Here is a 24,535-nt window from a genome sequence, read left to right on the forward strand (position 1 = left end):
TACAGCGTTACACGCTGCTGTCAACACCTCTTTTTCAACTCCCTTTTGGCTTCGATGACCTGAAGCAACCTGCTGCCGAAAACTGCGTAACTCATTGTTTACCAAGGAGTTTTCCGTTTCGACTGCGCCGGAAGTGGGGCGAATTATAGACACCTGTAATCTGCCGTCAACCACTATTTACGCCTTTTTGGCAGAAGAGCCCTTTTTAGCCACTAAACGCGGGATTCGACGAGCCAAAGGCGGTAGCCGCAGCACTAACAGCAATGCACCTATAGATGCATAGATCACCCACTCCTTCAGGTCGGCACGCACAATCCAGAGCATATGCAGTAATCCAAGCCCGAGAATTACATAAGCCAGGCGATGCAACTTCTTCCAGTGAACACCCAATCGCCGCTGACTGTATCGATTGGAAGTCACCGCCAATGCCAGCAAACCAAGAAAGCCCAGCGCACCGACAATAATGTAAGGCCGCTTGCGCAACTCGACACCCAGCTGCGACCAGTCAAAACCAAGTATGAATGCGCAATAACTACTGAGGTGGAGCAGCACATAGGCAAAGCACCACAATCCCAACTGTCGCCGCACGGCATTCCACCCCGCCCAACCGGTGAGCTTCTGCAAAGGCATCATGCTTAAGGTTACAAGCAGCAGAACAAGCGCCCCCAAACCCAGTCGATCAACCAGTACCTTGCCCGGATCCGGCCCGAGGACATCCTCCCAGGCCTGGTACAACCACAGCAGCGGCCACACCAGCACCACGACAAAGACACCGACACGCCAAAACGGATAGCGCATCAGTAGTTCTTCCTCAGGTCGAGCCCCGTATATAGAGAGGCGACTTCCTCTGAGTAGCCGTTGAACATTTGTGTGTCGCGCACATTGGGCTTGAACAAACCACTGGGCAGGCGGCGTTCACGCGCCTGAGTCCAGCGAGGATGATCAACCGTGGGATTCACGTTCGCATAAAAGCCATATTCATTCGCAGCAATGCTCTGCCAGGTGGTTTTCGGCTGCTCGCCGACCAGACTGATGCGCACGATGGACTTGATGCTCTTGAAGCCATATTTCCAAGGCACCACCAACCGCAACGGCGCGCCGTTTTGATTCGGCAACTCACGCCCATACATACCCACCGCAAGAATCGCCAATGGGTTCATCGCCTCATCCAGACGCAGCCCTTCTATATAGGGCCAGTCGATCAAGGCAAAACCGGAGCGCTGACCCGGCATGCTTTTGGGATCCTGCAGGGTTTCGAAGCGGATGAATCTGGCTTTCGAGGTCGGCTCGACCTCCTTGAGCAAGGCCGAAAGCGGAAAACCGATCCAGGGAATGACCATCGACCAGGCTTCCACGCAACGCAGCCGGTAGACTCGCTCCTCCAGCTGATACGGTTTCATGAAGTCCTCCAGCGCATACCGCCCAGGCTTGCCCACCTCCCCGTCCACCACCACCGACCACGGCTCCGCCTTCAGCGTGCTGGCATTGGCAGCCGGATCACCTTTGTCGGTGCCGAGCTCGTAGAAGTTGTTGTAGTGGGTCGCATCCTTGAACGGTGTGATCGCCTCATCCTTGACGCTGACCGCGCCCCACCGGGTGGTCGGAAGTTTTTCGCTGAACCAGGCAGGCGCCTTGCCGGGCTCGACATCCGGATAACGCGCAGCATCGCCAGCGCTGGCCCATTGCGGCAGGCCGCCCAGAGCGAAGCCGGCAACCGTGGCGCCGAGCACTTTGCGTCGAGATAGATAGAGGGATTCAGGCGTGACGTCCGACTCATGGCAGTCGGACGTTCTGGGGACTTTGATCAGCATGGTTACTCCGCAGCTTTGGAGGACAGACGCACCCATAGACTGCGGAGTATGAGGGAAATTACGCGCTCTTGTTACGGCGAAGACGTAACAGGTATTGAACCGGGCCGGAGGCTGCATAGGCGAGAAACACCAGCAGCAGAATGCGCGGCGGATCACTGAAAACAACCGCGAACACCAGCACTACCGCGAGGATCGCCACGAACGGCACACGGCCTTTCAAATCCAGTTCCTTGAAGCTGTTGTACTTGATGTTGCTGACCATCAGCATGCCGGCCGCAGCAACCATCAGCGCAACCAGGAAGGACATCTTCGACCCCTGGATACCGTAATCGCTGAACGCCCAGACGATGCCTGCAACCACACCCGCTGCAGCAGGGCTGGCCAGGCCGATGAAGTAGCGCTTGTCCGCCGTACCGACTTGAGTGTTGAAACGCGCGAGACGCAATGCCGCGCCCGCCACATAGATGAAGGCGACCATCCAGCCAACCTTGCCCATGTCACCCAAGGCCCAACCGAAGGCCAGCAATGCCGGCGCCACACCAAAGGCAACCATGTCCGACAGCGAGTCGTACTCGGCACCAAAGGCGCTCTGGGTATTGGTCATGCGGGCCACGCGACCATCAAGACCGTCGAGCACCATGGCAACGAAGATCGCGATGGCTGCAAACGCAAAATACTTGCTCGCATTGGCCGAGTCACCGGCACTCAAAGCCGCCTGGGCGCTCATCGAGTTGATGATGGAATAGAACCCTGCGAACAGGTTCGCAGTGGTGAACAGATTCGGCAGAAGATAGATACCACGATGCCGGACTTTACGACCTTCAGCGTCATGCCCTTCCTCGACATGTTCATCGATGGGCAGCAGGCTTTCGGCGTCAGAAGCCTGGTTTGGCTCTTCGGGGCGTTCGCTCATGGACATTACCTTGCAACGGGGTGGAAAGTCTGGACAGGTGTCTGGGACGACGGTTCGGCCGCAAACGATGCAGCTTTATACCAGAACCGGCCCCCCAAACGAAAAAACGCGGCCTAAGCCGCGTTTTTCGTACAAGGGCGTGACTTAGTTTTTAGCTTTGTCGACGATCTTGTTGGCACCGATCCACGGCATCATGGAGCGCAGTTGCTCGCCGATGATTTCGATACCGTGAGCGGCGTTGTTACGACGCTTGGCGGTCATCGAAGGATAGCCGGTAGCGCCTTCGCTGATGAACATCTTGGCGTATTCGCCGTCCTGAATACGTTTCAGGGCGTTGCGCATGGCCTGACGGGATTCGGCGTTGATCACTTCCGGACCGGTCACGTACTCGCCGTATTCGGCGTTGTTGGAGATCGAGTAGTTCATGTTGGCGATACCGCCTTCGTACATGAGGTCAACGATCAGCTTCAGTTCGTGCAGGCACTCGAAGTAGGCCATTTCCGGCGCGTAGCCAGCTTCAACCAGAGTTTCGAAACCGGCCTTGACCAGTTCAACGGTACCGCCGCACAGAACGGCTTGTTCGCCGAACAGGTCGGTTTCAGTCTCGTCCTTGAAGGTGGTTTCGATGATGCCGGTACGACCGCCGCCAACGCCGGCAGCGTAGGACAGAGCGACGTTCTTGGCGTTGCCCGAGGCGTCCTGGTAGATAGCGATCAGGTCAGGGATACCGCCGCCCTTCACGAACTCGGAACGTACGGTATGGCCTGGAGCCTTCGGCGCGATCATGATCACGTCGAGGTCAGCGCGCGGCACAACCTGGTTGTAGTGGATCGCGAAGCCGTGGGAGAAGGCCAGGGTGGCGCCTTTCTTGATGTTCGGCTCGATTTCGTTCTTGTACAGGGAGGACTGGAATTCGTCCGGGGTCAGGATCATGACCAGGTCGGCAGCTGCAACGGCAGAAGCAACGTCGGTCACTTTCAGGCCGTGGGCTTCAGCCTTGGCAACGGTAGCCGAACCTTTACGCAGGCCAACAGTCACGTCAACGCCGGAATCTTTCAGGTTGCACGCTTGAGCGTGGCCCTGGGAACCGTAACCGATGATGGCAACTTTCTTGCCCTGGATGATCGACAGGTCGCAGTCTTTATCGTAGAAAACTTTCATGAATTTCCCCTATATCAGGCCGTTCAGGCCGTTCGCTAATTTGGTTTAGATGCTGAGTACTTTGTCGCCGCGGGCAATGCCGGTCACGCCACTACGGACGGTTTCCAGAATCGAGGCGGTGCCAATGGACTGAATGAAGCTGTCGAGCTTGTCGCTGGTACCGGTCAGTTGAACGGTATACACGCTGGCGCTGACATCGACGATCTGCCCACGGTAAATATCGGTAGTGCGCTTGATCTCGGCACGCTGGGCGCCGGTGGCCTTGACCTTGACCAGCATCAGTTCGCGCTCGATGTGAGCACTCTCCGACAGGTCGACCAGTTTTACCACTTCGATCAGCTTGTTCAGGTTCTTGGTGATCTGCTCGATGACTTCATCGTGACCAACCGTGGTCAGCGTCAGACGCGACAGGGTCGGGTCTTCGGTCGGGGCCACGGTCAGGCTTTCGATGTTGTAGTTGCGCTGCGAGAACAGGCCAACCACACGAGACAGAGCACCGGGTTCGTTTTCCAGAAGCAAGGAAATAATGTGCCGCATGATTAGGTACGCTCCGTCTTGCTCAGCCACATATCGCGCATGGAGCCGTCTTTGATCTGCATCGGGTAGACGTGCTCACTGGTATCGACCGAAATATCGATCACCACCAGGCGATCTTTCATGGCGAACGCTTCTTCCATCTTCGACTTCAAATCTTTCGATTCAGTGATGCGCACGCCAACGTGACCATAGGCTTCTGCCAGCTTGACGAAGTCAGGCAACGACTCCATGTAGGAGTGCGAGTGACGGCTGCCATAGCTCATGTCCTGCCACTGACGAACCATACCCAGAACGCCGTTGTTCAGAATGACGATTTTTACCGGCAAACCGTATTGCAGACAGGTGGACAGTTCCTGGATGTTCATCTGGATACTGCCTTCGCCCGTTACACAGGCAACGTCGGCATCCGGGTAGCTCAACTGAATGCCCATGGCCGCCGGAAAACCGAAGCCCATGGTGCCCAGGCCACCGGAGTTGATCCAGCGGTTCGGTTTGTTGAACTTGTAGTACTGCGCAGCAAACATCTGGTGCTGGCCCACGTCGGAGGTCACAAAGGCGTCGCCCTTGGTCACTTCGCACAGGGTTTCGATCACGGTTTGCGGCTTGATGACGCTGCCGTCGCCCTTGTCATAAGGGAACAGGCCGCGATCACCACGCCACTCGTCAACCTGCTTCCACCAGCTGGCAACGGACTCCTTGTTCGGGGTCTCACCGATTTCCTTGAGGATCGCGACCATTTCGGTCAGGACACTCTCGACCGGACCCACGATAGGCACATCGGCCTTGATGGTCTTGGAGATCGAAGCCGGGTCGATGTCGATGTGAATGATCTTGGCATTCGGGCAGAACTTCGAGGCACCGTTGATGACACGGTCGTCGAAACGCGCGCCGACAGCGAGGATCACGTCAGCATGGTGCATCGCCAGGTTGGCGGTGTAGCTGCCGTGCATGCCGAGCATGCCGATGAACTGACGGTCGGTGCCAGGGAAGCCACCAAGGCCCATCAGGGTATTGGTCACTGGCAGGTTGAGCATCTTCGCCAGTTCGGTCAGTGGTGCGGAACCACCGCCGAGGATCACGCCGCCGCCCGAGTACAACACAGGGCGCTTGGCCGCCAGGAGCATTTCTGCCGCCTTGCGGATTTGACCGGAGTGACCGCGAACAGCCGGGCTGTAGGAACGCAGCTTGGCTTTTTTCGGGAAGACGTATTCGAACTTCTCGGCCGGGTTGGTCATGTCTTTCGGGATATCGACAACGACCGGACCAGGACGACCGGATTGCGCCAGGTAGAACGCCTTCTTCATGACTTCCGGGATTTCCGACGCGTGCTTGATCATGAAGCTGTGCTTCACGATCGGCCGGGAGATACCGATCATGTCGGTTTCCTGGAACGCATCGGTGCCGACCATGGTGCTAGGCACCTGGCCGGAAATGATCACCATCGGAATGGAGTCCATGTAGGCGGTGGCGATACCGGTGATGGCGTTTGTTGCGCCAGGACCGGAAGTCACCAGTACCACACCGGCCTTACCGGTGGCACGGGCGTAGCCGTCAGCCATATGGGTAGCCGCTTGCTCGTGACGAACCAGGATGTGGGTCACTTCCGGTTCTTTGAACAGGGCATCGTAAACATGAAGAAGAGCACCACCCGGGTACCCGTAGATATATTTGACGCCTTCGTCGCGCAAAAAGCGGACGAGCATCTCACCGCCAGATAAAAGCTCCACGTTGCTCACCTCTAAAACGCCAGAATACCGCCCACGAAAAATGGGACGGGTCTTAATAGGTTTACTTCTCGGCAGAGCATGAGCGACGGTGGTCGCCGACTACGTCAGCACTGACTGAGCAAGTATTGGGATCGTCCCAAGTGTTGCGGGCCTTTCCCACCCAGCGCGAGGTAACGCGTTGCGGGTGTAACAGGTCGACGCGGATAGGCGCCTCATGATCTGCTGAGAGGGTCTGCTTCTGGCAGTCCCTGTACAGCGGACTTTGGATTCTTCTGTTTCGTCCTTCGCAAGTCAAGTCGTCTACGTGCTTTATTCTACTAAGCACATGAGAACGCAAGAAAAAACCCGTAAATCAGCCGTGTGTTAGCTTCGATTGCGCAACTTTTGGCAAAAAATTGGCAGGCGAATGCACTTAACTAGCAGCAGGCGACAAAACAGAGAGAGATTGTGAACAACTGCCAGCGGACGCTGGCAGCTTCTGGCTCAGCGAGACGCTGTGATCAACTGATCAAACTGTTTGAGCAATACCTGCAACTGCCGATCCTTGCCCTGGACATTGCGTCCGGCAAAGACCATTTCAGCCATTTCCTGAATGCCCGAAGCATTGGGTAGCGGCAAATCCTGCTCAAGGATCATCTTCATGCGCGGCAGGAAGATCCACTGCAGCCATTGCTCGAAATCCAGTGTATCGACCGAAAACGGCTCGACACTGGCAAGCGCTTCAGCAGAGGGTGAGACTTCATCCCACCACCCTTGCACCCGCAACTCGCGCTCGATCAACAACAGTTGATCGGCGATTTTCAGAAAGCGCGCGTCCATCACAGCGTTACCTTGGCCTTTTGACGAGCCAATGCCGCGCCCTGGGAATCACTCTGCTTTTCACGCGCCTGGGCAATCAGCTCCCACAAGTTGGCCTGAAGGGCTGGCCGACCATTGGCAAAGGTCAGCCCACGGCGAGCGAACTGCTCGGCCTGGGCCGCATCGCCTTGAGCCATGCGCACCTGCGCCAGACGGTAAAGCACCTGCGGCTCACGCGGTGCAACGCGTTGGGCGCGTTCGAGACTGGAGGAAGCACCGTTGAGATCACCGCTCGTCTGTTGCTGTTGAGCGGTGGTCAGCAAGGCCAACACCGGACCGTCCAGTTGCTCGTCAGCAGAAAGTCCGCCCGCACTGGCCGACGGAATCCCGCTTGGCGACGACGGCATGCTGTAGCTGCCCTGATTGATCGGCGCCGACTGGACCGGCGACGTGTCAATCGGCCCTGGCGTGATCGGACCCGGGGTAATCGGTGTCGTGCTGATCGGCGTCGAAGTCGTTGCAGCGCCTGGCACCATCACCACTACACCGCTGTCGCCTTGCGCAATCGCCTGGGTCCGCGACTGGCCTTGTGCAGGGCGCTTGACAGTCGTCTGGCGGAAGCCGCCATTGGCCGAGATCCGCTCACTGTTGGACACGACGGTGCCGGAATCCACAACCGGAATCGAGCCACGTTGTACGCTAGAACAACCGCTGAGCAAAGCTACGGCGGCAACCGCTGGAATCAACCACTTGTTCACTTGAAACCCTCTTTGCTTAATTCATCCAGCCCTTGACCCAATCCATTACCGACTCGGCAGGGTTTTCACCACCGCAAGCGGCGCCGGGAGGCGGTTCGCTGCCGCGAATATACGGCATCTGTACGGCACCTGGGCAACCGGCGTCAGAACCTTGCCCGGTTCGCGAATCAACCCAGGCCTGAACAATATTATCCGGCTGCGGCATATCCAGCGGCAACGGGTCGGCCTTGCGCATGAAGCTGGTCCAGACCTGCAGGGCCCCGGTGGCGCCGGTGAATGGCGTCTTGCCGTTGTCGTCGCGACCCAGCCAGACCACCGCCAGCAAGTCCTGGCTGAAACCGGCAAACCAACTGTCCCGCGAGTCGTTACTGGTACCGGTCTTACCCGCCAGGGTCAGGGTCCTTGGCAGCACGTTATAGACCGAACTGCCGGTACCTTCACGCATCACCCGCTGCATGGCGCTCTGGATCAGGTAAATGGAGGCCGGATCGAAACGCTGCTGAATCTGGAACGGATAACGCTTGAGCGGCTCGCCCTCGGCAGTCAGCACGCTTCGGATCCCGCGCATCGGCGTATTGAAGCCGCCGTTGGCGAGGGTCTGGTACATGGTCGCCACTTCGATCGGCGTCATGCCGCCAGCGCCGAGCAACATCGACGGGAAGGCCGGGAACTCACGAGACACCCCCAGGCGCTCCACCGTCTTCAATACGTTCGGCACACCGACCGCCAAACCAAGACGCGCGGTCGACAGGTTGTAGGAGTGCGCCAGGCCTTGATAGAGGAAGACCGTACCGTGAGAACGACGATCATAGTTCTGCGGTTTCCAGACCTGACCATCCGCGCCTTTGACCGAGAAGGATTCGTCCGACAGCCAACTGGTCAATGTGTACTGGCTTGGTTTCTCCAGTGCAGTCAGATAAACCGCCGGCTTGATCAGCGAGCCGATCGGCCGTACCGCATCCAGCGCCCGGTTGAACCCGGCAAAACTGGCCTGGCGACTGCCGATCATGGCCTGCACTTCACCCGTCTCCGGGTTGGTCACGACCATTGCCGCTTCGACGTCATCGGAACCCTTGCGCCCCGCCAGACGCTTGAAGGTGTCGTTGACCGAGGCTTCAGCCTTCATCTGCAGGATCGGGTCGAAACTGGTGAAGATCCGCAGACCTTCTTCGGTCAAGTCTTCGTCGCGATAGTCTTCGCGCAACTGACGCTTGACCAGATCGAGGAAGCCGGGGAACGAGCTGTCCGCCAGACTGCCGCGCTTAGTCACGCCCAGCGGCATTTTCTTCGCCGCCTCAACCTGCTCGGCAGTCGCAACGCCCTGCTCCTGCAGCACATCGAGTACCAGGTTGCGCCGCTCAAGGGCACGCTCCGGATAACGACGGGGGTTATAGGCAGAAGGTCCCTTGACCATGCCCACCAGCAGTGCGACCTGATGCAACTTGAGCTCGGCCAGCGGCTGACTGAAGAAGAACTGGCTGGCGAGACCGAAACCATGCACCGCGCGCTGACCGTCCTGCCCGATAAACACTTCGTTGAGGTAAGCCTCAAGGATTTCGCGCTTGTCGTAATGCAGTTCAAGCAGCAGCGCCATCATCGCTTCGGTGAGTTTGCGGTTCAGGCTGCGCTCGTTGGTCAGGTAGAAGTTTTTGACCAACTGCTGAGTCAGGGTACTGCCGCCCTGACGCATGCGGCCGGACGAACCGTTGACCCAGACGGCACGGGCGATCGACTTCGGCGAAACACCAAAGTGATGATAAAAATCGCGGTCCTCGACCGCCACCAGCGTTTCAAGCAAATACGGCGGCACCTGATCGATCTTGATCAGAATCCGGTCTTCGAGGTTTTTCGGGTACAGGCCGCCGATCAGCAGCGGCTCCAGGCGCACCACCGACAGTTTCGAGCCTTTTGCCCCCGCCAACTCGGCCACGTAATCGCCGGAGAAACGCACCCGCACCGGTTGCGCTTGTTCCATGCCTTCATAGAACTGGAAGCCACGGGTATTCAGATCGACGGTATTGCCGTTGACCGACGCCGCCCCCGGACCATTGGCCACGCTTTCACGGCGATAGCCCAGGGCATCGAGTTCAGTCAGAAAATCATCCCTGCTCAGCTTTTGTCCGACGAACAGCTCGAGCGGGCGCGCGTAAACCTTGGCCGGGATGGTCCAGCGCTTGCCGGAGAACTTCTCCTGGACGATTGCATCAAGGTAAACGGCGAATCCGGCCAGCACTACCAGGGCGACCAGACTGAGTTTAATGGCCCAGCCCAGCCACGGGCGCAGGCCCCTGGAGGGTGGTTTTTTTGGGGTTCGGGGAGTTCTAGTACGAGTCATGGCGGCGGATTATACGCACTTTATTCATCCTCAACAGGAGCGCTCCGAGGTTTGCGTCGAGCGGACTTGCGGCCATAATGACGGCCTTGAATTTCCCAGTCTCTGAAGGATCGCCTGTGAGCCAGTCCCTGATCGCTGCCCTGCAAAACCCTGCCCTCTACCCGCATCCTGTAGAGGGATTCCAGGTCATCGAGACCCATATTTCCTGGGTACTGCTCACCGGCCCCTATGCCTATAAAGTGAAGAAGCCGGTCAATTTCGGCTTTCTCGACTTCACCAGCCTTGAGGCTCGCGAACACTTTTGCACTGAAGAACTGCGTCTGAACCAGCGCCTCACCGACGATTTGTACCTCGAAGTGCTGCCCGTCACCGGCAGTGCCGAGGCTCCGCAACTGGGTGGTGAAGGCCCGGCCATCGAATATGTACTGAAGATGCGCCAGTTCCCGCAAACCGGCTTGCTCAGCACCCTTCAAGCCAATGGCGAACTGACCACCGCGCACATCGACGAGATGGCCGGGCAAATCGCCCGCTTCCACCTCAGCGCACCGAAAGTGCCAGCCGGGCACGAAGCCGGCACCCCGGACAGCGTCATGGCGCCGGTGCAACAGAACTTCGAACAGATCCGTCCGTTCCTCAGCGACAAAGCCGACCTGCTGCAACTCGACGCCCTGCAAGCCTGGGCCGAAAGCAGCTTCGAACGCCTCAAACCGCTATTCGCCCAGCGCAAGGCCGAAGGCTTCATTCGTGAATGCCACGGTGATATCCACTTGGGTAACGCAACCGTGATCGACGGCAAGGTCGTGATCTTCGACTGCATCGAATTCAACGAACCGTTTCGCTTTACCGACGTTTATGCCGACACCGGCTTCCTGGCGATGGACCTGGAAGATCGTGGCCTGAAGTGCCTGGCGCGTCGCTTCATCAGCCAGTACCTGGAGCTGACCGGTGACTATCGCGGCCTCGAACTGCTGAACTTCTATAAAGCCTACCGCGCACTGGTTCGCGCCAAGGTTGCCCTGTTCAGCATGCCGGCCGAAGCCACTGCGGTGCAGCGCGCCACGACCCTGCGCCAGTACCGCAACTACGCCAACCTGGCGGAAAGCTACAGCACCATTCCTTCGCGTTTCATGGCCATTACCAGCGGCGTTTCCGCCGTCGGCAAGAGCCATGTCGCCATGCGCCTGGTCGAAGCCCTGGGCGCGATTCGCCTGCGCTCCGATGTCGAGCGCAAGCGTCTGTTCGGCGAGCAAACCGTCGAGAATGATGTACAGGCCGGCATCTATAGCGCCGACGCCAGCGCGGCGACCTATACCCGCCTGCACGAAATCGCCGACGTCATCCTGCGTGCGGGCTTCCCGGTGGTGGTCGATGCCACTTACCTCAAGCGTGATCAGCGTGACAGTGCCGCAATGGTGGCCGAGGCCACGGGCACACCCTTCCTGATCCTCGACTGCAATGCGCCACAGGCCGTGATCGAAAGCTGGCTGGCCGTGCGCCAGGCAGACAAGAAAGACCCGTCCGACGCCACCCTGGCTGTTATCGCAGCCCAGCAAGCCAGCCGTGAAGCGCTGACACCCGCAGAAATCCTCTGCAGCAAGCGCGTCCAGACTAATGAAAGCGGGACGCTCGATACCGTTGTCGCGCAAATTCGTCAGCGCCTTCCGGGCCTGTAAGGAAGTTTTTCAGCCGTGAAGTCTCCGCTGGCTTCACGGCCGCCAAATAGTGGCACTATACTGGCGTCATAAAACCAACAGGTGATGCGACATGAGCCAGCCGAAATTTCTCGACACACCGCTTTACGCCCTTCTGCACAAAGACGACATCAGAGGCTTCAACAGTGAACGCCCCAAGGATGGCCCCATCGACATGGCGGGTGGAGACTTCCGGGGGCTGGACCTGCGCGAGCTGAATGCCGACAGTGTGGATTTCAGCAACGCCTACTTCCGTTCCGCCGACTTGCGCGGCATTGATTTCAGTAAAGCGAACCTGGAAGGCGCGAGCCTGGCCCACGCGCAAATCTCCGGCGCCTACTTTCCGGTGGAACTCAGCGCCGACGAAATCCTGATGTCGATGAACTTCGGCACGCGATTGCGTTATCGCACCCGCTGACCAACGTCGCTGACCGACACGTCCAGCGCCCCTGATTGCGCTGGACTGTGGAGGGATACTCGCCCGTAATTCCTGATTCTTCCCCACCTCTTCCTACTGCGTTCGCGGATTTTTCACGCTCTGCCAATACTCGTTTCTTAGAAGCATTTGCGTCGAAAACGAGCAAACAATCACGCGTTTCCTACTGATGGCTACACTCCTCAGAAGATTGCCCACGCTCTCCATTCGGCCATCGCAAGGAGGCTTGATGAATGATGAACTGCAACACCTGAAGAATCTTGGCAAGACGTCAGCGCAATGGCTGCATGCCGTGGGCATCCATAGCGCGTCGGACTTGCGTCGCCTCGGGGCGGTGGATGCTTATCGGGCCGTGCGCACGCGCGGTTTTCGGGCGTCCAAGGTGTTGTTGTACGCAATTGAAGGCGCCCTGATGGACGTTCACTGGAACGACATTCCTGCCGAGCGCAAGGAAGCGCTGAACAAACAACTGGAAGCCATCTCTACACGCCACAAGATTTGATCCGACAAATACTTCTGAAGCCTTGCAACCTGAAACCCAATGATTACGGGGCCTGCAGACGCAAATCCGGAAAATCGCAAAGAAATCAAAAAACAGCGGTTGACTTGGTAATGAGAATCTATATGATTATCACAACCAGTCGCGAGACTGTCGATATTCTGAAAAGCCCTTGGTTCGGACTCTCGGATTATCTCCTCATCAGGCTAATCACGGTTATTTGACCCGGCTCTTGCCGGGTCTTTTTTTGCCTGTGGAAAAGTACTGACAGGGTCTGGCGCAGCTTCCTTCAAAGGATTCCACGGGCGAGGCAGCCATTTGATAGCATTCGCCCCTCAAGCTCGGACATATCCGGTCACGAGCCGCGGGACCGAGGATAGACATGAAGTTGCTTTGCGCAGGTGCCGAGCTGGTCAATGACAGCAGCCGCGGGTTCGACATCAATGGCCAAAAGTTTTTTGCGGTGCGCCGTAGCGGGCAGGTTTATGTCTACATCAATCGCTGCCCGCACCGGGGCGTTGCCCTTGAGTGGCATCCCGACCAGTTTCTCGACCCCAGCAACAGCCTGATCCAGTGCGCCACCCATGGCGCACTGTTCCTGATCGAAGACGGCGAATGCGTCGCCGGCCCTTGCGCGGGGCAAACCTTGACCAGCGTGGCCTGCCGCGAGGATGAACAGGGGATCTGGATCAGCCTTTAACCACCCGGTAACACGTCCAGACACCGGTCGACCAACATTTCTTCGTGGCTCAACCGCACACCGTAAGCCAATACCTCGACCCCGCAGGCGATAGCCTCACGCAAGGCCTGAGCATAAACCGCATCGATTTCCTGCGCCGGGCGCACGGCCTCGATGTCGGTCAGGCAAACACAGTACAACTGCACCGCGCGAATACCGTCCCTGGCCAAATGCGCCAGCTCCCGCAGATGCTTGGCGCCACGCTGGGTGACCGCATCGGGAAACGCTGCCACCGCCGTACCGTCGAAGCCCAGGGTCACGCTTTTGACTTCGACGTAGGCAGCCCCTTCTGGGTAATCGAGGCGGAAATCGATACGACTGTTTTCCTGACCATAGGCCACTTCGCGCTTGAGCCCGGTAAAACCGTTCAGTTCGGTGATGACGCCCGCTCGCAGCGCCTCTTCGATCAAACCATTGGCCCGGGCGGTGTTCACGCAAAACAGCCGCCCTTGCGGGGTTTCACCGACCTCCCAGGTGCCGGGCAACTTGCGTTTCGGGTCGTTTGAGCGACTGAACCAGACCTGCCCGCCTTCGACCTGACAATTGAGCATCGAGCCAGTGTTCGGGCAGTGAATGGTCAGCAATTCGCCATCAACGGTTTCGATATCGGCGAGAAAACGCTTGTAACGACGAATCAGGCGGCCTTCTTCGAGGGGAGGATGAAATCGCATCAGCCTTGCCAGCTCCGCAACCCACGGGCAATGCGCTCGACCGCCGCCTGCAAACGCTCGATGTTTTGCGTATAGGCGAACCGCACATGATGCCCGGCCTGATAACGCCCGAAATCCAGCCCCGGGGTGAATGCCACATGCTCGGTTTCGAGAAAATGTTTACAGAACGCGAAGGCATCGCCGCCGAACTTGCTGATATCGGCGTACAAGTAGAAAGCTCCTTCCGGCTCCACCGCAATGCCGAAGCCCAATTCACGCAAGGCCGGCAGCAGGTAATCCCGACGCCGGCCAAATTCGGCGCGACGCTCTTCGAGAATGCTGATGGTTGCCGGTTCGAAACAGGCCAGTGCAGCGTACTGCGCCATGCTGGGTGCACTGATGTAGAGATTCTGGGCGAGCTTTTCCAGCTCACCGACGGCCGCGTCGGGGGCCACCAGCCATCCGAGTCGCCAACCGGTCATTCCGAAGTACTTCGAAAAGCTGTTCAGAACGAATGCACTGTCGTCGACTTCCAGCACGCTGGCCGCATCGGTGCCGTAGGTCAGGCCGTGATAAATCTCGTCGACCACCAGATGACCGTGGCGCTGCTTGATCGCGACAGACAACTTCGCCAGCTCGTCGCGGGTCAGGATCGTGCCGGTCGGATTGGCTGGCGATGCCACCAATGCGCCGACGCTGTCGTGGTCCCAATGACGCTCGATCAGGCCAGGCGTCAATTGATAACGCACATCCGGACCGACCGGTACCAGTTGTGCCGCGCCTTCGACCAGCCGCAGGAAATGCCGGTTACACGGGTAGCCCGGGTCCGCCAGCAGCCAGTGTTTACCGGGGTCGACCAGCAAAGCGCTGGCCAGCAGCAACGCGCCGGACCCGCCAGGCGTGATGAGGATGCGCCGCGGGTCGATGTTCAAACCATAACGCTGCTGATAAAAGCCCGAAATGGCCTCACGCAGCTCCGGAATGCCGCGCGCGGCGGTGTAACGGGTTTTCCCCGCTGTCAGCGCAGCCTGGCCAGCCTGGATGATCGGTTCGGCGGTGGTGAAGTCCGGCTCGCCGATTTCCAGGTGGATCACATCGTGGCCGGCCGCCTGCAATTCATTGGCCCGCGCCAACAGCGCCATGACATGGAAAGGTTCGATTGCGCGACTGCGGGCACTGTAGGGCTGAGCCATTGGCCTTCCTTCAACGGAGAAAAAACCGATTCTACCCAAGCGCAGGAACGAGCGAGAACCTAAAGCGGTCAGAGGCCTTGTAACCCCGATCACAAACGACTCGAGCGCGCGCGCAAGGATTGACTAATATCAATAATTGAGCAGGGTTCCAGAGCCACCAGACAACGGTTTGTCATCATTTGCAAGCACCCTGTGCCGCGAGCTCGACATCCGGGAGTAGCGCGGCCCGAGTTGATCTGGTAAGTTCGCCCGCTTGCAGCCGCAGGGCCGAGCAGGTGCCGGTGATGGAGCAATCCTGCGCAGATGGATTACAAGAGTAGAGGCGGTCTATTTCATGTCCACCCAAGCAAAGCAGCAAAACCAGGCGATCAGCGGCTTCGAGCCCTATGTTCAGAAAGCTGGCGAAGAGTACATGGGCGAACCCATGCGCAAGCACTTCACCAAGGTCCTGAATCAGTGGAAGAAAGAGCTGATGGAAGGTGTCGACAAGACCGTGGACCACATGAAGGACGAAGCGGCCAACTTTCCTGATCCGGCAGACCGTGCCAGCCAGGAAGAGGAATTCGCCCTCGAACTGCGTGCCCGCGATCGCGAACGCAAGTTGATCAAGAAGATCGACAAGACACTTCAGTTGATCGAAGACGAAGAGTACGGCTGGTGTGAATCCTGCGGCATCGAGATCGGCGTCAAGCGCCTCGAAGCGCGTCCTACCGCCGACCTGTGCATCGACTGCAAGACCCTGGCGGAAATCAAGGAAAAGCAAGTCGGCAAATAATTGCGACTTGAACGAAGAACGGAGCGTGCGAACGCTCCGTTTTTGTTTCTGATGTTTTTTTGGCTTTAAATGCATCCATGACCGCCAACACCCCCTACATCGGGCGCTTCGCTCCCACCCCTAGTGGCCATCTGCACTTCGGTTCGCTGGTCGCCGCACTGGCCTCCTACCTTGACGCGCGCTCAGTGGGCGGACGCTGGCTGATGCGCATGGAAGACCTTGATCCGCCCCGTGAAGAACCCGGCGCCCAGGCGGCCATTCTCAAGGCGCTGGAAAGCTATGGCTTCGAGTGGGATGGCGACCTGGTTCGCCAAAGCGAGCGGCACGATGCCTATGCCGAGGTGCTCAATCGCCTGTTCAATCACGGCCTGGCCTACGCCTGCACCTGCTCGCGCAAACAGCTGGCGCCGTACCACGGGATTTATCCGGGGCTGTGCCGCAATGCCGGCCATGGCACCGACGATGCCGCCATCCGCCTGCGTGTTCCGGAGCTGGAGTACCACTTCATCGACCGGGTGCAAGGCAAATACCGCCAGCATCTGGGCCGGGAAGTCGGCGATTTTGTGATCCGCCGCCGCGACGGCCTCTACGCCTATCAATTGGCCGTGGTCCTGGACGATGCCTGGCAGGGCATCACCGATATCGTTCGAGGTGCCGACCTGCTGGACTCCACGCCCCGTCAGCTCTACCTGCAAGAGTTGCTCGGTCTGCCGCAGCCGCGTTATCTGCATATCCCGCTGATTACTCAACCTGATGGCAATAAACTTGGTAAGTCCTACCGCTCGCCGCCGTTGACCGAGGATCAGGCAACGCCCCTGTTGCTGCGGGCGCTGCGCGCGCTGGGACAGAACCCGGGAACCGAACTGACTGATGCCACGCCGCGGGAAGTGCTGAACTGGGGCATTGCCCACTGGGATGCCTCGTTGATCCCGCGCACACTGAGCCTGCCCGAGGCACAGCTGTTGTGATCGCACTTGCAGTGGCGCGCCCATCCGTTACCATCGCCGCACGTTTTCGGGCACGCGCATAAAAAAGAGAGGCCGGGATGTACATCTATCGCTTGGTCCTGCTTTTGGTAGTGGGGATTTACCTGTTTTCCCCAGCCATCATGGATTGGTGGATCGACGCCACTGGCGCCTGGTATCGCCCGTATCTGCTCTGGCTGATTCTGATCGTCGTGACTTTCATCCTGCAGAGCCAAAAAGATGCCGATGAGCTTTAGCCTGACCCAGATGATCCTGATCAGTGCCGCGTACCTGGCGGTGCTGTTCGGTGTGGCCTGGATCAGTGAACGGGGCATGATTCCCCGGGCGATCATTCGCCACCCGCTGACCTACACCCTGTCACTGGGCGTCTACGCCAGTGCCTGGGCGTTTTACGGCACCGTGGGCCTGGCCTATCAGTACGGCTACGGCTTTTTGTCCAGCTACCTGGGGGTTTCCGGAGCATTTCTGCTGGCGCCGGTGTTGCTCTACCCGATCCTGAAGATCACCCGTACTTATCAGCTTTCGTCGTTGGCGGACCTGTTTGCCTTCCGCTTCCGCAGCACCTGGGCTGGTGCGCTGACCACGATTTTCATGCTGGTCGGCGTATTACCGCTGCTGGCCTTGCAGATTCAGGCGGTCGCCGACTCCATCGGTATCCTCACCCGCGAGCCGGTACAGCATCGCGTGGCCCTGAGCTTCTGTGCATTGATTACGCTGTTCACGATTTTCTTCGGCTCCCGCCACATCGCCACCCGCGAAAAACATGAAGGCCTGGTGTTCGCGATTGCCTTCGAATCGGTGATCAAGCTGATCGCCCTTGGCGGTGTCGGGCTGTATGCGCTTTACGGTGTGTTCGACGGCCCGCAACAGCTTGAGTTGTGGTTGCTGCAAAACCAGACCGCGCTCGCTGCCCTGCACACGCCTTTGCAGGAAGGCCCGTGGCGTACGCTACTGCTGGTGTTCTTCGCCTCGGCGATCGTGATGCCGCACATGTATCACATGACCTTTACCGAAAACCTCAACCCGCGCTCGCTGGTCAGTGCGAGCTGGGGCCTGCCGCTGTTCCTGCTGCTGATGAGCCTGGCGGTGCCGCTGATTCTCTGGGCCGGACTGAAGCTCGGCGCCACCACCAACCCGGAATACTTCACCCTGGGCATCGGCATCGCCGCCAACAGCAAGGCTTTGGCGTTGCTGGCGTATGTCGGCGGGTTGTCCGCCGCCAGTGGCCTGATCATCGTCACCACGCTGGCGCTGTCCGGGATGGCCTTGAACCACCTGGTGCTGCCGCTGTATCAACCACCGGCCGAAGGCAACATCTACCGCTGGCTGAAGTGGACCCGCCGGGCGCTGATCGTCGCGATCATCATGGCCGGCTACGGCTTCTACCTGATGCTCGGTGCCGAGCAGGACCTGGCCAACCTCGGCATTGTCGCTTTCGTCGCCACGCTGCAGTTCCTGCCGGGCGTGCTCTCGGTCCTGTATTGGCCGACCGCCAACCGTCGCGGCTTCATCGCCGGCTTGCTGGCGGGGATCCTTGTGTGGCTGGTGACCATGTTGTTGCCACTGGTCGGCAATCTGCAGGGCTTCTACATTCCGCTGCTGAACATGATCTACGTGCTGGACGACACCAGCTGGCACATGGCGGCGATTGCCTCGCTGGCGGCCAACGTGCTGATGTTCACCCTGATCTCGTTGTTCACCAACGCCAGCACCGAAGAAGCCAGCGCTGCCGAAGCCTGCGCCGTGGATAACGTGCGCCGCCCGCAGCGTCGGGAACTGCACGCCGCCTCGCCTCAGGAGTTCGCCACGCAACTGGCCAAGCCACTGGGTGCAAAGGCGGCGCAGAAAGAAGTGGAACAGGCACTGCGCGACCTCTATCTGCCTTTCGACGAACGCCGACCCTATGCCCTGCGCCGCTTGCGTGACCGCATCGAGGCCAACCTCTCCGGCCTGATGGGCCCGAGTGTGGCCCAGGACATGGTCGAAACCTTCTTGCCCTACAAGGCCGGCGGCGAAAACTACGTCACCGAAGACATTCACTTTATCGAAAGTCGCCTCGAGGATTACCACTCGCGCCTGACCGGCCTGGCCGCCGAACTCGATGCCCTGCGCCGCTATCACCGCCAGACCTTGCAGGAATTGCCGATGGGCGTTTGCTCGCTGGCCAAGGATCAGGAAATTCTCATGTGGAACAAGGCCATGGAGGAACTCACCGGCATCGCTGCGCAGCGCGTGGTCGGTTCGCGCCTGAGCACCATTGCCGACCCATGGAAAGAACTGCTGCAAGGCTTCATCAATCTGCCGGACGAACACTTGCACAAACAGCACCTGGCCCTCGACGGCCAGACCCGCTGGTTGAACCTGCACAAAGCGGCGATCGACGAACCCCTCGCGCCGGGCAACAGTGGCCTGGTGCTGCTGGTGGAAGACTTGACCGAAACCCAGATGCTCGAGGACAAACTGGTGCATTCCGAGCGTCTGGCCAGCATCGGTCGACTGGCGGCCGGCGTGGCCCATGAGATCGGCAACCCGATCACCGGTATCGCGTGCCTGGCGCAGAACCTGCGCGAAGAACGTGAAGAAGACGGCGAGCTGAAGGAAATCAGCGGCCAGATCCTCGAGCAGACCAAACGCGTGTCGCGCATCGTCCAGTCGCTGATGAGCTTTGCCCATGCCGGCAGCCATCAGCACAGCGACGAGCCCGTCTGTCTGGCCGAAGTGGCTCAGGATGCCATCGGCCTGCTGGCCCTGAACCGACGCAATTTCGAAGTGCAGTTCTACAACCTGTGCGACCCCGAACACTGGGTCGAAGGCGACCCGCAACGGCTGGCCCAGGTATTGATCAACCTGCTTTCAAACGCCCGTGACGCCTCGCCTCCCGGCAGTGCGGTACGGGTCAAGAGCGAAGCTGGCGAACACACGGTCGATCTGATCGTGGAAGACGAAGGCAGTGGTATTCCGTCGAGCATCATGGACCGATTGTTCGAACCTTTCTTCACCACCAAGGACCCTGGCGAAGGCACCGGTCTGGGCCTTGCACTGGTCTATTCCATCGTTGAAGAGCATTATGGACAAATCACCATCGACAGCCCGGCTGATGTTCAAAGCCAACGCGGCACCCGAATCAGGGTTACCTTGCCGCGTCATGTCGAAGCGACGTCCGCTGTGAACTGAGACCGTCGAGAGTATCGAATCAATGCCGCACATTTTGATCGTCGAAGACGAAACCATTATCCGCTCCGCCTTGCGCCGCCTGCTGGAACGTAACCAGTACCAGGTCAGCGAAGCCGGATCAGTGCAGGAAGCACAAGAACGCTTCACCATTCCCTCGTTCGATCTGATCATCAGTGACCTGCGTCTGCCGGGCGCGCCTGGCACGGAGCTGATCAAGCTCGCCCAAGGCACGCCGGTGCTGATCATGACCAGCTATGCCAGCCTGCGCTCGGCGGTCGACTCGATGAAAATGGGTGCGGTGGATTACATTGCCAAGCCATTCGACCACGACGAAATGCTGCAAGCCGCCGCACGAATCCTGCGTGACCGACAAACGGTACAAGCCGGTGGTGAGGCAGTTGCCGGCAAAGCCGCCAACGGTGCGGCGAAATCCGGTACCGACAACAGCAACGGTGAAATCGGCATTATCGGCTCGTGCCCGCCGATGCAGGACCTGTATGGCAAGATCCGCAAAGTCGCGCCAACCGATTCCAACGTTCTGATCCAGGGCGAGTCGGGTACCGGTAAAGAGCTGGTGGCGCGCGCCCTTCACAACCTCTCAAAACGCGCCAAGGCACCGATGATTTCGGTGAACTGCGCAGCCATTCCGGAAAGCCTGATCGAATCCGAACTGTTCGGCCACGAGAAAGGCGCATTCACCGGCGCCAGCGCCGGACGCGCCGGCCTGGTGGAAGCGGCGGATGGCGGCACCTTGTTCCTCGACGAAATCGGTGAACTGCCGCTGGAAGCCCAGGCACGACTGCTGCGCGTATTGCAGGAAGGCGAAATTCGTCGTGTTGGCTCGGTGCAGTCGCAGAAAGTCGATGTGCGCCTGATCGCCGCGACTCACCGCGACCTCAAGAGCCTGGCGAAGATCGGCCAGTTCCGCGAAGACTTGTATTACCGCCTCCACGTTATCGCGCTGAAGCTGCCCGCCCTGCGCGAACGCGGTGCGGACGTCAACGAAATCGCCAACGCCTTCCTGGCGCGGCAAAGTGCGCGAATCAACCGCACCGACCTGACGTTCGCCGCGGATGCCGAGCAAGCCATTCGTCACTACTCCTGGCCGGGCAACGTTCGCGAACTGGAAAACGCCGTCGAGCGTGCCGTTATCCTGTGCGAAAGCCCGGAAATTTCCGCCGAGTTGTTGGGCATCGACATCGAGCTGGGCGACCTGGAAGACGACGAATTCATTGGCCTGCCCCCACAACAGGGCAATGGCAATGCCAGTAACAGCAACCACGAGCCGACCGAAGACCTCTCCCTGGAAGACTACTTCCAGCATTTCGTCCTCGAGCATCAGGACCACATGACCGAAACCGAGCTGGCCCGCAAACTCGGGGTCAGCCGCAAATGCCTGTGGGAGCGCCGTCAGCGCCTGGGCATCCCGCGGCGCAAGACCGGGGTGGCCAGCGAAAGCTGAACCACACCTGTCTCATGTGCGGGTAACACGTGACTTTGTGGAAAAAACTGTTACCTCAGTTTTTTCACGTAACAGAAGCCGGGGCTTACGGTAACGAAGCCCCGGCTTTTTTTGGCCCTCGAAATGCCTGCCGAGCGGCCTAACCCCTTGTTTCATTGGGTTTCGCAAAAGTTGGCACGCACCCTGCTATATGTTTGGTACAAGAACAATAACAAGCAATGCACAAGACAATAAAAATAAGACGAATCGACTCACGCACAATAAAAACAAGACGGCGAGAGGCGTAGCTAACTGATTCTTTTGGAGAGGCGTTGTATTTGGGGCTTGCCCCACGACCAGGCCGAGAACAACAAAAAACTGTCTTAAGACAGAACCTGTACTGGTTGGATCGAAAGATCACTGCAATTCAGCGACCAAAGCAATCCGTTTGCTCTTGACTCCCGATTGGGAGGGTCATGAAGGAAAGCTTCATGGCGAGGGCACTCAACAAAAACAAGAAGCCCGAAACCAAAAATAAAAATAGAGCATGCAACTACTTCTTGGGGAGCTTCGGCTCCCCTTGTGGTTTCCGTGATTCCAGAATCTGCGCACCTGCTTACCGTAGGAGCGAGCTGGCTCGCGATGGTCGTGAACGATAACGCGTAAAACCAGACACCCCGCACCGCTCTTGCGCTTTTCGCGAGCAAGCTCGCTCCTACAGCCTGCGGCCTACAGCTCATATCTGCTGCGTCCTACACCATCCCCTGACTAAATGCTAGAATCCCCGCCCATCATGCGGTCATTCTTTTGTTATGGCCGAATATTCCTTCAAACAGTGCATCCCATGCTGAAGAAGCTGTTCCAGTCATTCCGTTCTCCCAAGCGTCCTACGCAACACATTCGCAGCACGCCTGAAGTGCTCAACAGCGGCCAACATTCGCTGCAGAAGGCGCAATTCAGCCGTTACGCGGTGAATATCGTTGAACGCCTGCAGAGCGCCGGTTATCAGGCTTACCTGGTTGGCGGCTGCGTGCGCGACATGCTGCTGGGTATCACACCGAAAGATTTCGACGTTGCCACCAGCGCCACACCCGAGCAGGTGCGGGCCGAATTCCGTAACGCGCGAATCATCGGGCGCCGATTCAAACTGGTGCACATCCACTTCGGCCGCGAAATCATCGAAGTCGCGACCTTCCGCGCCAATCACCCGCAGAACGAAGACGAGGAAGACAGCAATCAGTCTTCGCGCAACGAAAGCGGGCGCATCTTGCGCGATAACGTTTACGGCACTCTGGAAGAAGACGCGCAACGTCGCGACTTCACCATCAATGCCTTGTATTACGATCCGGTCAGCGAGCGCATCCTCGATTACGCCAACGGCGTACACGACATCCGCAATCACCTGATCCGCCTGATCGGCGATCCGACGCAACGCTACCAGGAAGACCCGGTACGGATGCTGCGGGCCGTGCGTTTCGCCGCCAAGCTGAACTTCGGCATCGAAAAACACAGCGCCCTGCCGATCCGCGGCCTGGCGCCGATGCTGCGCGAGATCCCGTCGGCTCGCCTGTTCGAAGAGGTGCTCAAGCTGTTCCTCTCCGGCCATGCCGCCGATACGTTTGAAATGCTGGTCGACCTGCAGTTGTTCGATCCATTGTTCCCGGCCAGCGCCGAAGCACTGGAATACAACCCGACGTACACCCACACCCTGATCAGCGAAGCCCTGATCAATACCGACCTGCGGATCAAGCAGAACAAACCGGTCACCCCGGCGTTCCTGTTTGCAGCCCTGCTCTGGCCTGCCCTGCCGGCCCGCGTCCTGCGCCTGCAGGAGCGTGGCATGCCGCCGATTCCGGCAATGCAGGAAGCGGCGCACGAGCTGATTGCCGAACAGTGCCAGCGCATCGCGATTCCGAAACGCTTCACCATGCCGATCCGCGAAATCTGGGACATGCAGGAACGCCTGCCCCGCCGCAGCGGCAAGCGTGCCGATCTGCTGCTGGACAACCCGCGTTTTCGCGCTGGCTACGACTTCCTGCTGCTACGTGAAAGCGCCGGCGAGCAGACCGATGGCCTGGGCGAATGGTGGACGGACTACCAGGACGCCAACGAAAGCGAGCGCCGTGACATGATTCGCGACCTCAGCGGCAAGGACGAAGGCACCGGCGCCCCGCGCAAGCGTCGCCGCAGCGGTGGTTCCAAGCGCAAACGCGCTGCCGGCGCTTCGAGCACCACGGGCGAGTAATCCATGGAACGCACCTACATCGGCATGGGCAGCAATCTGGCTGACCCCGCCGAACAATTGCGCAGCGCCATCGAGGCGCTGGCGCATTTGCCGCAAACGGCGCTGGTCGGGGTTTCTGCGTTTTACCAAAGCGACTCGCTGCTGCCCGACCAACCGCGTTACACCAATGCGGTGGCCGCTCTCGACAGTACGCTGGCGCCGCTGGACCTTCTGGATGCCTTGCAGGCCATCGAAAACGGCCAGGGTCGCGAGCGTCTTGAGCGCTGGGGACCGCGCACGCTGGACCTCGACATCTTGTTGTTCGGTGATCGCCTGATCGACGAACCGCGCCTCAAGGTTCCCCATTACCATATGCAGGAACGAGCCTTCGTGTTGTATCCGCTGGCGGAACTGGCACCTGCGGATCTGCGCTTGGCCGATGGCCGGACCTTGGCCGAACTGCTCAAGACATGCCCGTTCGTCGGCCTGGAACGCCTGCCCCCGAACTGACGAAAATCCCCTGTAGGAGCGAGCCTGCTCGCGATAGCGGTCTGTCAGCGAATGAAATGCTGACTGACACACTGCCATCGCGAGCAGGCTCGCTCCTACAGGGGATCCTGGGCCAGGCACAAGATCTGCTGCTGAATCGCATCAGTTACCCCGGTAACACCCCACCCGTAACAATGC

The 24,535-nt window shown here is 59.0% G+C and carries 22 protein-coding genes; 11 read left to right on the top strand and 11 right to left on the bottom strand.

What is annotated here, in order from left to right; all coding sequences use genetic code 11:
* Positions 1-177 precede the first annotated feature (177 nt).
* From msrQ to mrcB, 9 genes are all read right to left on the bottom strand, one after another.
* A complete protein-coding gene (gene msrQ, locus AC1DKH_RS22915) occupies positions 178-798 on the bottom strand; it encodes a protein-methionine-sulfoxide reductase heme-binding subunit MsrQ (protein WP_477764618.1) in 621 nt (206 codons plus the stop codon).
* On the bottom strand, positions 798-1,811 hold the full coding sequence (msrP, locus tag AC1DKH_RS22920) for a protein-methionine-sulfoxide reductase catalytic subunit MsrP (protein WP_477799398.1): 1,014 nt from the start codon (positions 1,809-1,811) through the stop codon (positions 798-800). The genes msrQ and msrP overlap by 1 nt, the downstream gene beginning before the upstream one ends.
* A gap of 58 nt (positions 1,812-1,869) precedes the next feature.
* Positions 1,870-2,724 carry a CDP-diacylglycerol--serine O-phosphatidyltransferase gene (gene pssA / locus AC1DKH_RS22925; RefSeq protein ID WP_007971084.1) on the bottom strand — a complete coding sequence of 285 codons (855 nt, stop codon included), beginning with the start codon at positions 2,722-2,724 and terminating at the stop codon, positions 1,870-1,872.
* A 144-nt stretch (positions 2,725-2,868) separates the two neighbouring features.
* Positions 2,869-3,885, bottom strand: coding sequence for a ketol-acid reductoisomerase (ilvC, locus tag AC1DKH_RS22930; RefSeq protein WP_003228216.1), 1,017 nt, complete (start codon positions 3,883-3,885; stop codon positions 2,869-2,871).
* Between the two features lie 45 nt (positions 3,886-3,930).
* Entirely contained in the window at positions 3,931-4,422 is a 492-nt protein-coding gene (gene ilvN / locus AC1DKH_RS22935; protein WP_003176102.1) for an acetolactate synthase small subunit, read from the bottom strand.
* Positions 4,423-4,424: 2 nt separating this feature from the next.
* Positions 4,425-6,149: an acetolactate synthase 3 large subunit gene (locus AC1DKH_RS22940; protein ID WP_477759975.1), complete on the bottom strand. Its 1,725-nt coding sequence runs from the start codon at positions 6,147-6,149 to the stop codon at positions 4,425-4,427.
* Between the two features lie 483 nt (positions 6,150-6,632).
* Positions 6,633-6,968, bottom strand: coding sequence for a YqcC family protein (locus AC1DKH_RS22945; protein ID WP_223454881.1), 336 nt, complete (start codon positions 6,966-6,968; stop codon positions 6,633-6,635).
* The gene (locus AC1DKH_RS22950) at positions 6,968-7,705 is read right to left on the bottom strand and encodes a tetratricopeptide repeat protein (protein WP_477799399.1); all 738 of its coding nucleotides are present in this window, start codon (positions 7,703-7,705) and stop codon (positions 6,968-6,970) included. The genes AC1DKH_RS22945 and AC1DKH_RS22950 overlap by 1 nt, the downstream gene beginning before the upstream one ends.
* Positions 7,706-7,721: 16 nt before the next feature.
* Entirely contained in the window at positions 7,722-10,040 is a 2,319-nt protein-coding gene (mrcB, locus tag AC1DKH_RS22955) for a penicillin-binding protein 1B (protein WP_477759974.1), read from the bottom strand.
* A gap of 116 nt (positions 10,041-10,156) precedes the next feature.
* Here mrcB and AC1DKH_RS22960 point away from each other — a divergent pair, with 116 nt between their 5' ends.
* The 4 genes from AC1DKH_RS22960 (at position 10,157) to AC1DKH_RS22975 (ending at position 13,366) form a co-directional block, all read left to right on the top strand.
* Entirely contained in the window at positions 10,157-11,713 is a 1,557-nt protein-coding gene (locus AC1DKH_RS22960) for a bifunctional aminoglycoside phosphotransferase/ATP-binding protein (protein ID WP_477764621.1), read from the top strand.
* Between the two features lie 91 nt (positions 11,714-11,804).
* Positions 11,805-12,149 (top strand): pentapeptide repeat-containing protein, encoded by a 345-nt coding sequence (locus tag AC1DKH_RS22965; RefSeq protein WP_477799400.1) that lies wholly within the window; start codon positions 11,805-11,807, stop codon positions 12,147-12,149.
* Between the two features lie 247 nt (positions 12,150-12,396).
* Positions 12,397-12,669 (top strand): TfoX/Sxy family protein, encoded by a 273-nt coding sequence (locus AC1DKH_RS22970; protein WP_108216473.1) that lies wholly within the window; start codon positions 12,397-12,399, stop codon positions 12,667-12,669.
* 379 nt (positions 12,670-13,048) lie between these two features.
* Positions 13,049-13,366 (top strand): Rieske (2Fe-2S) protein, encoded by a 318-nt coding sequence (locus AC1DKH_RS22975; protein WP_477757025.1) that lies wholly within the window; start codon positions 13,049-13,051, stop codon positions 13,364-13,366.
* Here the strand turns inward: AC1DKH_RS22975 and sfsA are convergent.
* Positions 13,363-14,076: a DNA/RNA nuclease SfsA gene (gene sfsA, locus AC1DKH_RS22980; protein ID WP_477799401.1), complete on the bottom strand. Its 714-nt coding sequence runs from the start codon at positions 14,074-14,076 to the stop codon at positions 13,363-13,365. The genes AC1DKH_RS22975 and sfsA overlap by 4 nt on opposite strands.
* Complete coding sequence (locus AC1DKH_RS22985) at positions 14,076-15,248, bottom strand: pyridoxal phosphate-dependent aminotransferase (protein ID WP_477799402.1); 1,173 nt, start codon at positions 15,246-15,248, stop codon at positions 14,076-14,078. Before AC1DKH_RS22985 ends, sfsA begins: the two co-directional genes overlap by 1 nt.
* A 334-nt stretch (positions 15,249-15,582) precedes the next feature.
* Here AC1DKH_RS22985 and dksA point away from each other — a divergent pair, with 334 nt between their 5' ends.
* The 7 genes from dksA (at position 15,583) to folK (ending at position 24,358) form a co-directional block, all read left to right on the top strand.
* The gene (gene dksA, locus AC1DKH_RS22990) at positions 15,583-16,023 is read left to right on the top strand and encodes an RNA polymerase-binding protein DksA (protein WP_007971100.1); all 441 of its coding nucleotides are present in this window, start codon (positions 15,583-15,585) and stop codon (positions 16,021-16,023) included.
* A gap of 77 nt (positions 16,024-16,100) precedes the next feature.
* Entirely contained in the window at positions 16,101-16,991 is an 891-nt protein-coding gene (gene gluQRS / locus AC1DKH_RS22995; protein ID WP_477799403.1) for a tRNA glutamyl-Q(34) synthetase GluQRS, read from the top strand.
* Positions 16,992-17,068: 77 nt separating this feature from the next.
* Positions 17,069-17,245, top strand: a complete 177-nt coding sequence (locus AC1DKH_RS23000) for a hypothetical protein (protein WP_003176118.1) — start codon at positions 17,069-17,071, stop codon at positions 17,243-17,245.
* Positions 17,229-20,183 (top strand): sensor histidine kinase, encoded by a 2,955-nt coding sequence (locus AC1DKH_RS23005; RefSeq protein WP_007990065.1) that lies wholly within the window; start codon positions 17,229-17,231, stop codon positions 20,181-20,183. Before AC1DKH_RS23000 ends, AC1DKH_RS23005 begins: the two co-directional genes overlap by 17 nt.
* Before the next feature lie 22 nt (positions 20,184-20,205).
* A complete protein-coding gene (locus tag AC1DKH_RS23010; RefSeq protein WP_477759972.1) occupies positions 20,206-21,645 on the top strand; it encodes a sigma-54-dependent transcriptional regulator in 1,440 nt (479 codons plus the stop codon).
* 823 nt (positions 21,646-22,468) lie between these two features.
* A complete protein-coding gene (locus tag AC1DKH_RS23015) occupies positions 22,469-23,869 on the top strand; it encodes a polynucleotide adenylyltransferase PcnB (RefSeq protein WP_008050165.1) in 1,401 nt (466 codons plus the stop codon).
* A gap of 3 nt (positions 23,870-23,872) precedes the next feature.
* On the top strand, positions 23,873-24,358 hold the full coding sequence (folK, locus tag AC1DKH_RS23020; protein ID WP_477799404.1) for a 2-amino-4-hydroxy-6-hydroxymethyldihydropteridine diphosphokinase: 486 nt from the start codon (positions 23,873-23,875) through the stop codon (positions 24,356-24,358).
* The last annotated feature ends 177 nt before the right edge of the window (positions 24,359-24,535 follow it).

The organism is Pseudomonas sp. 05L36, assembly GCF_056398125.1.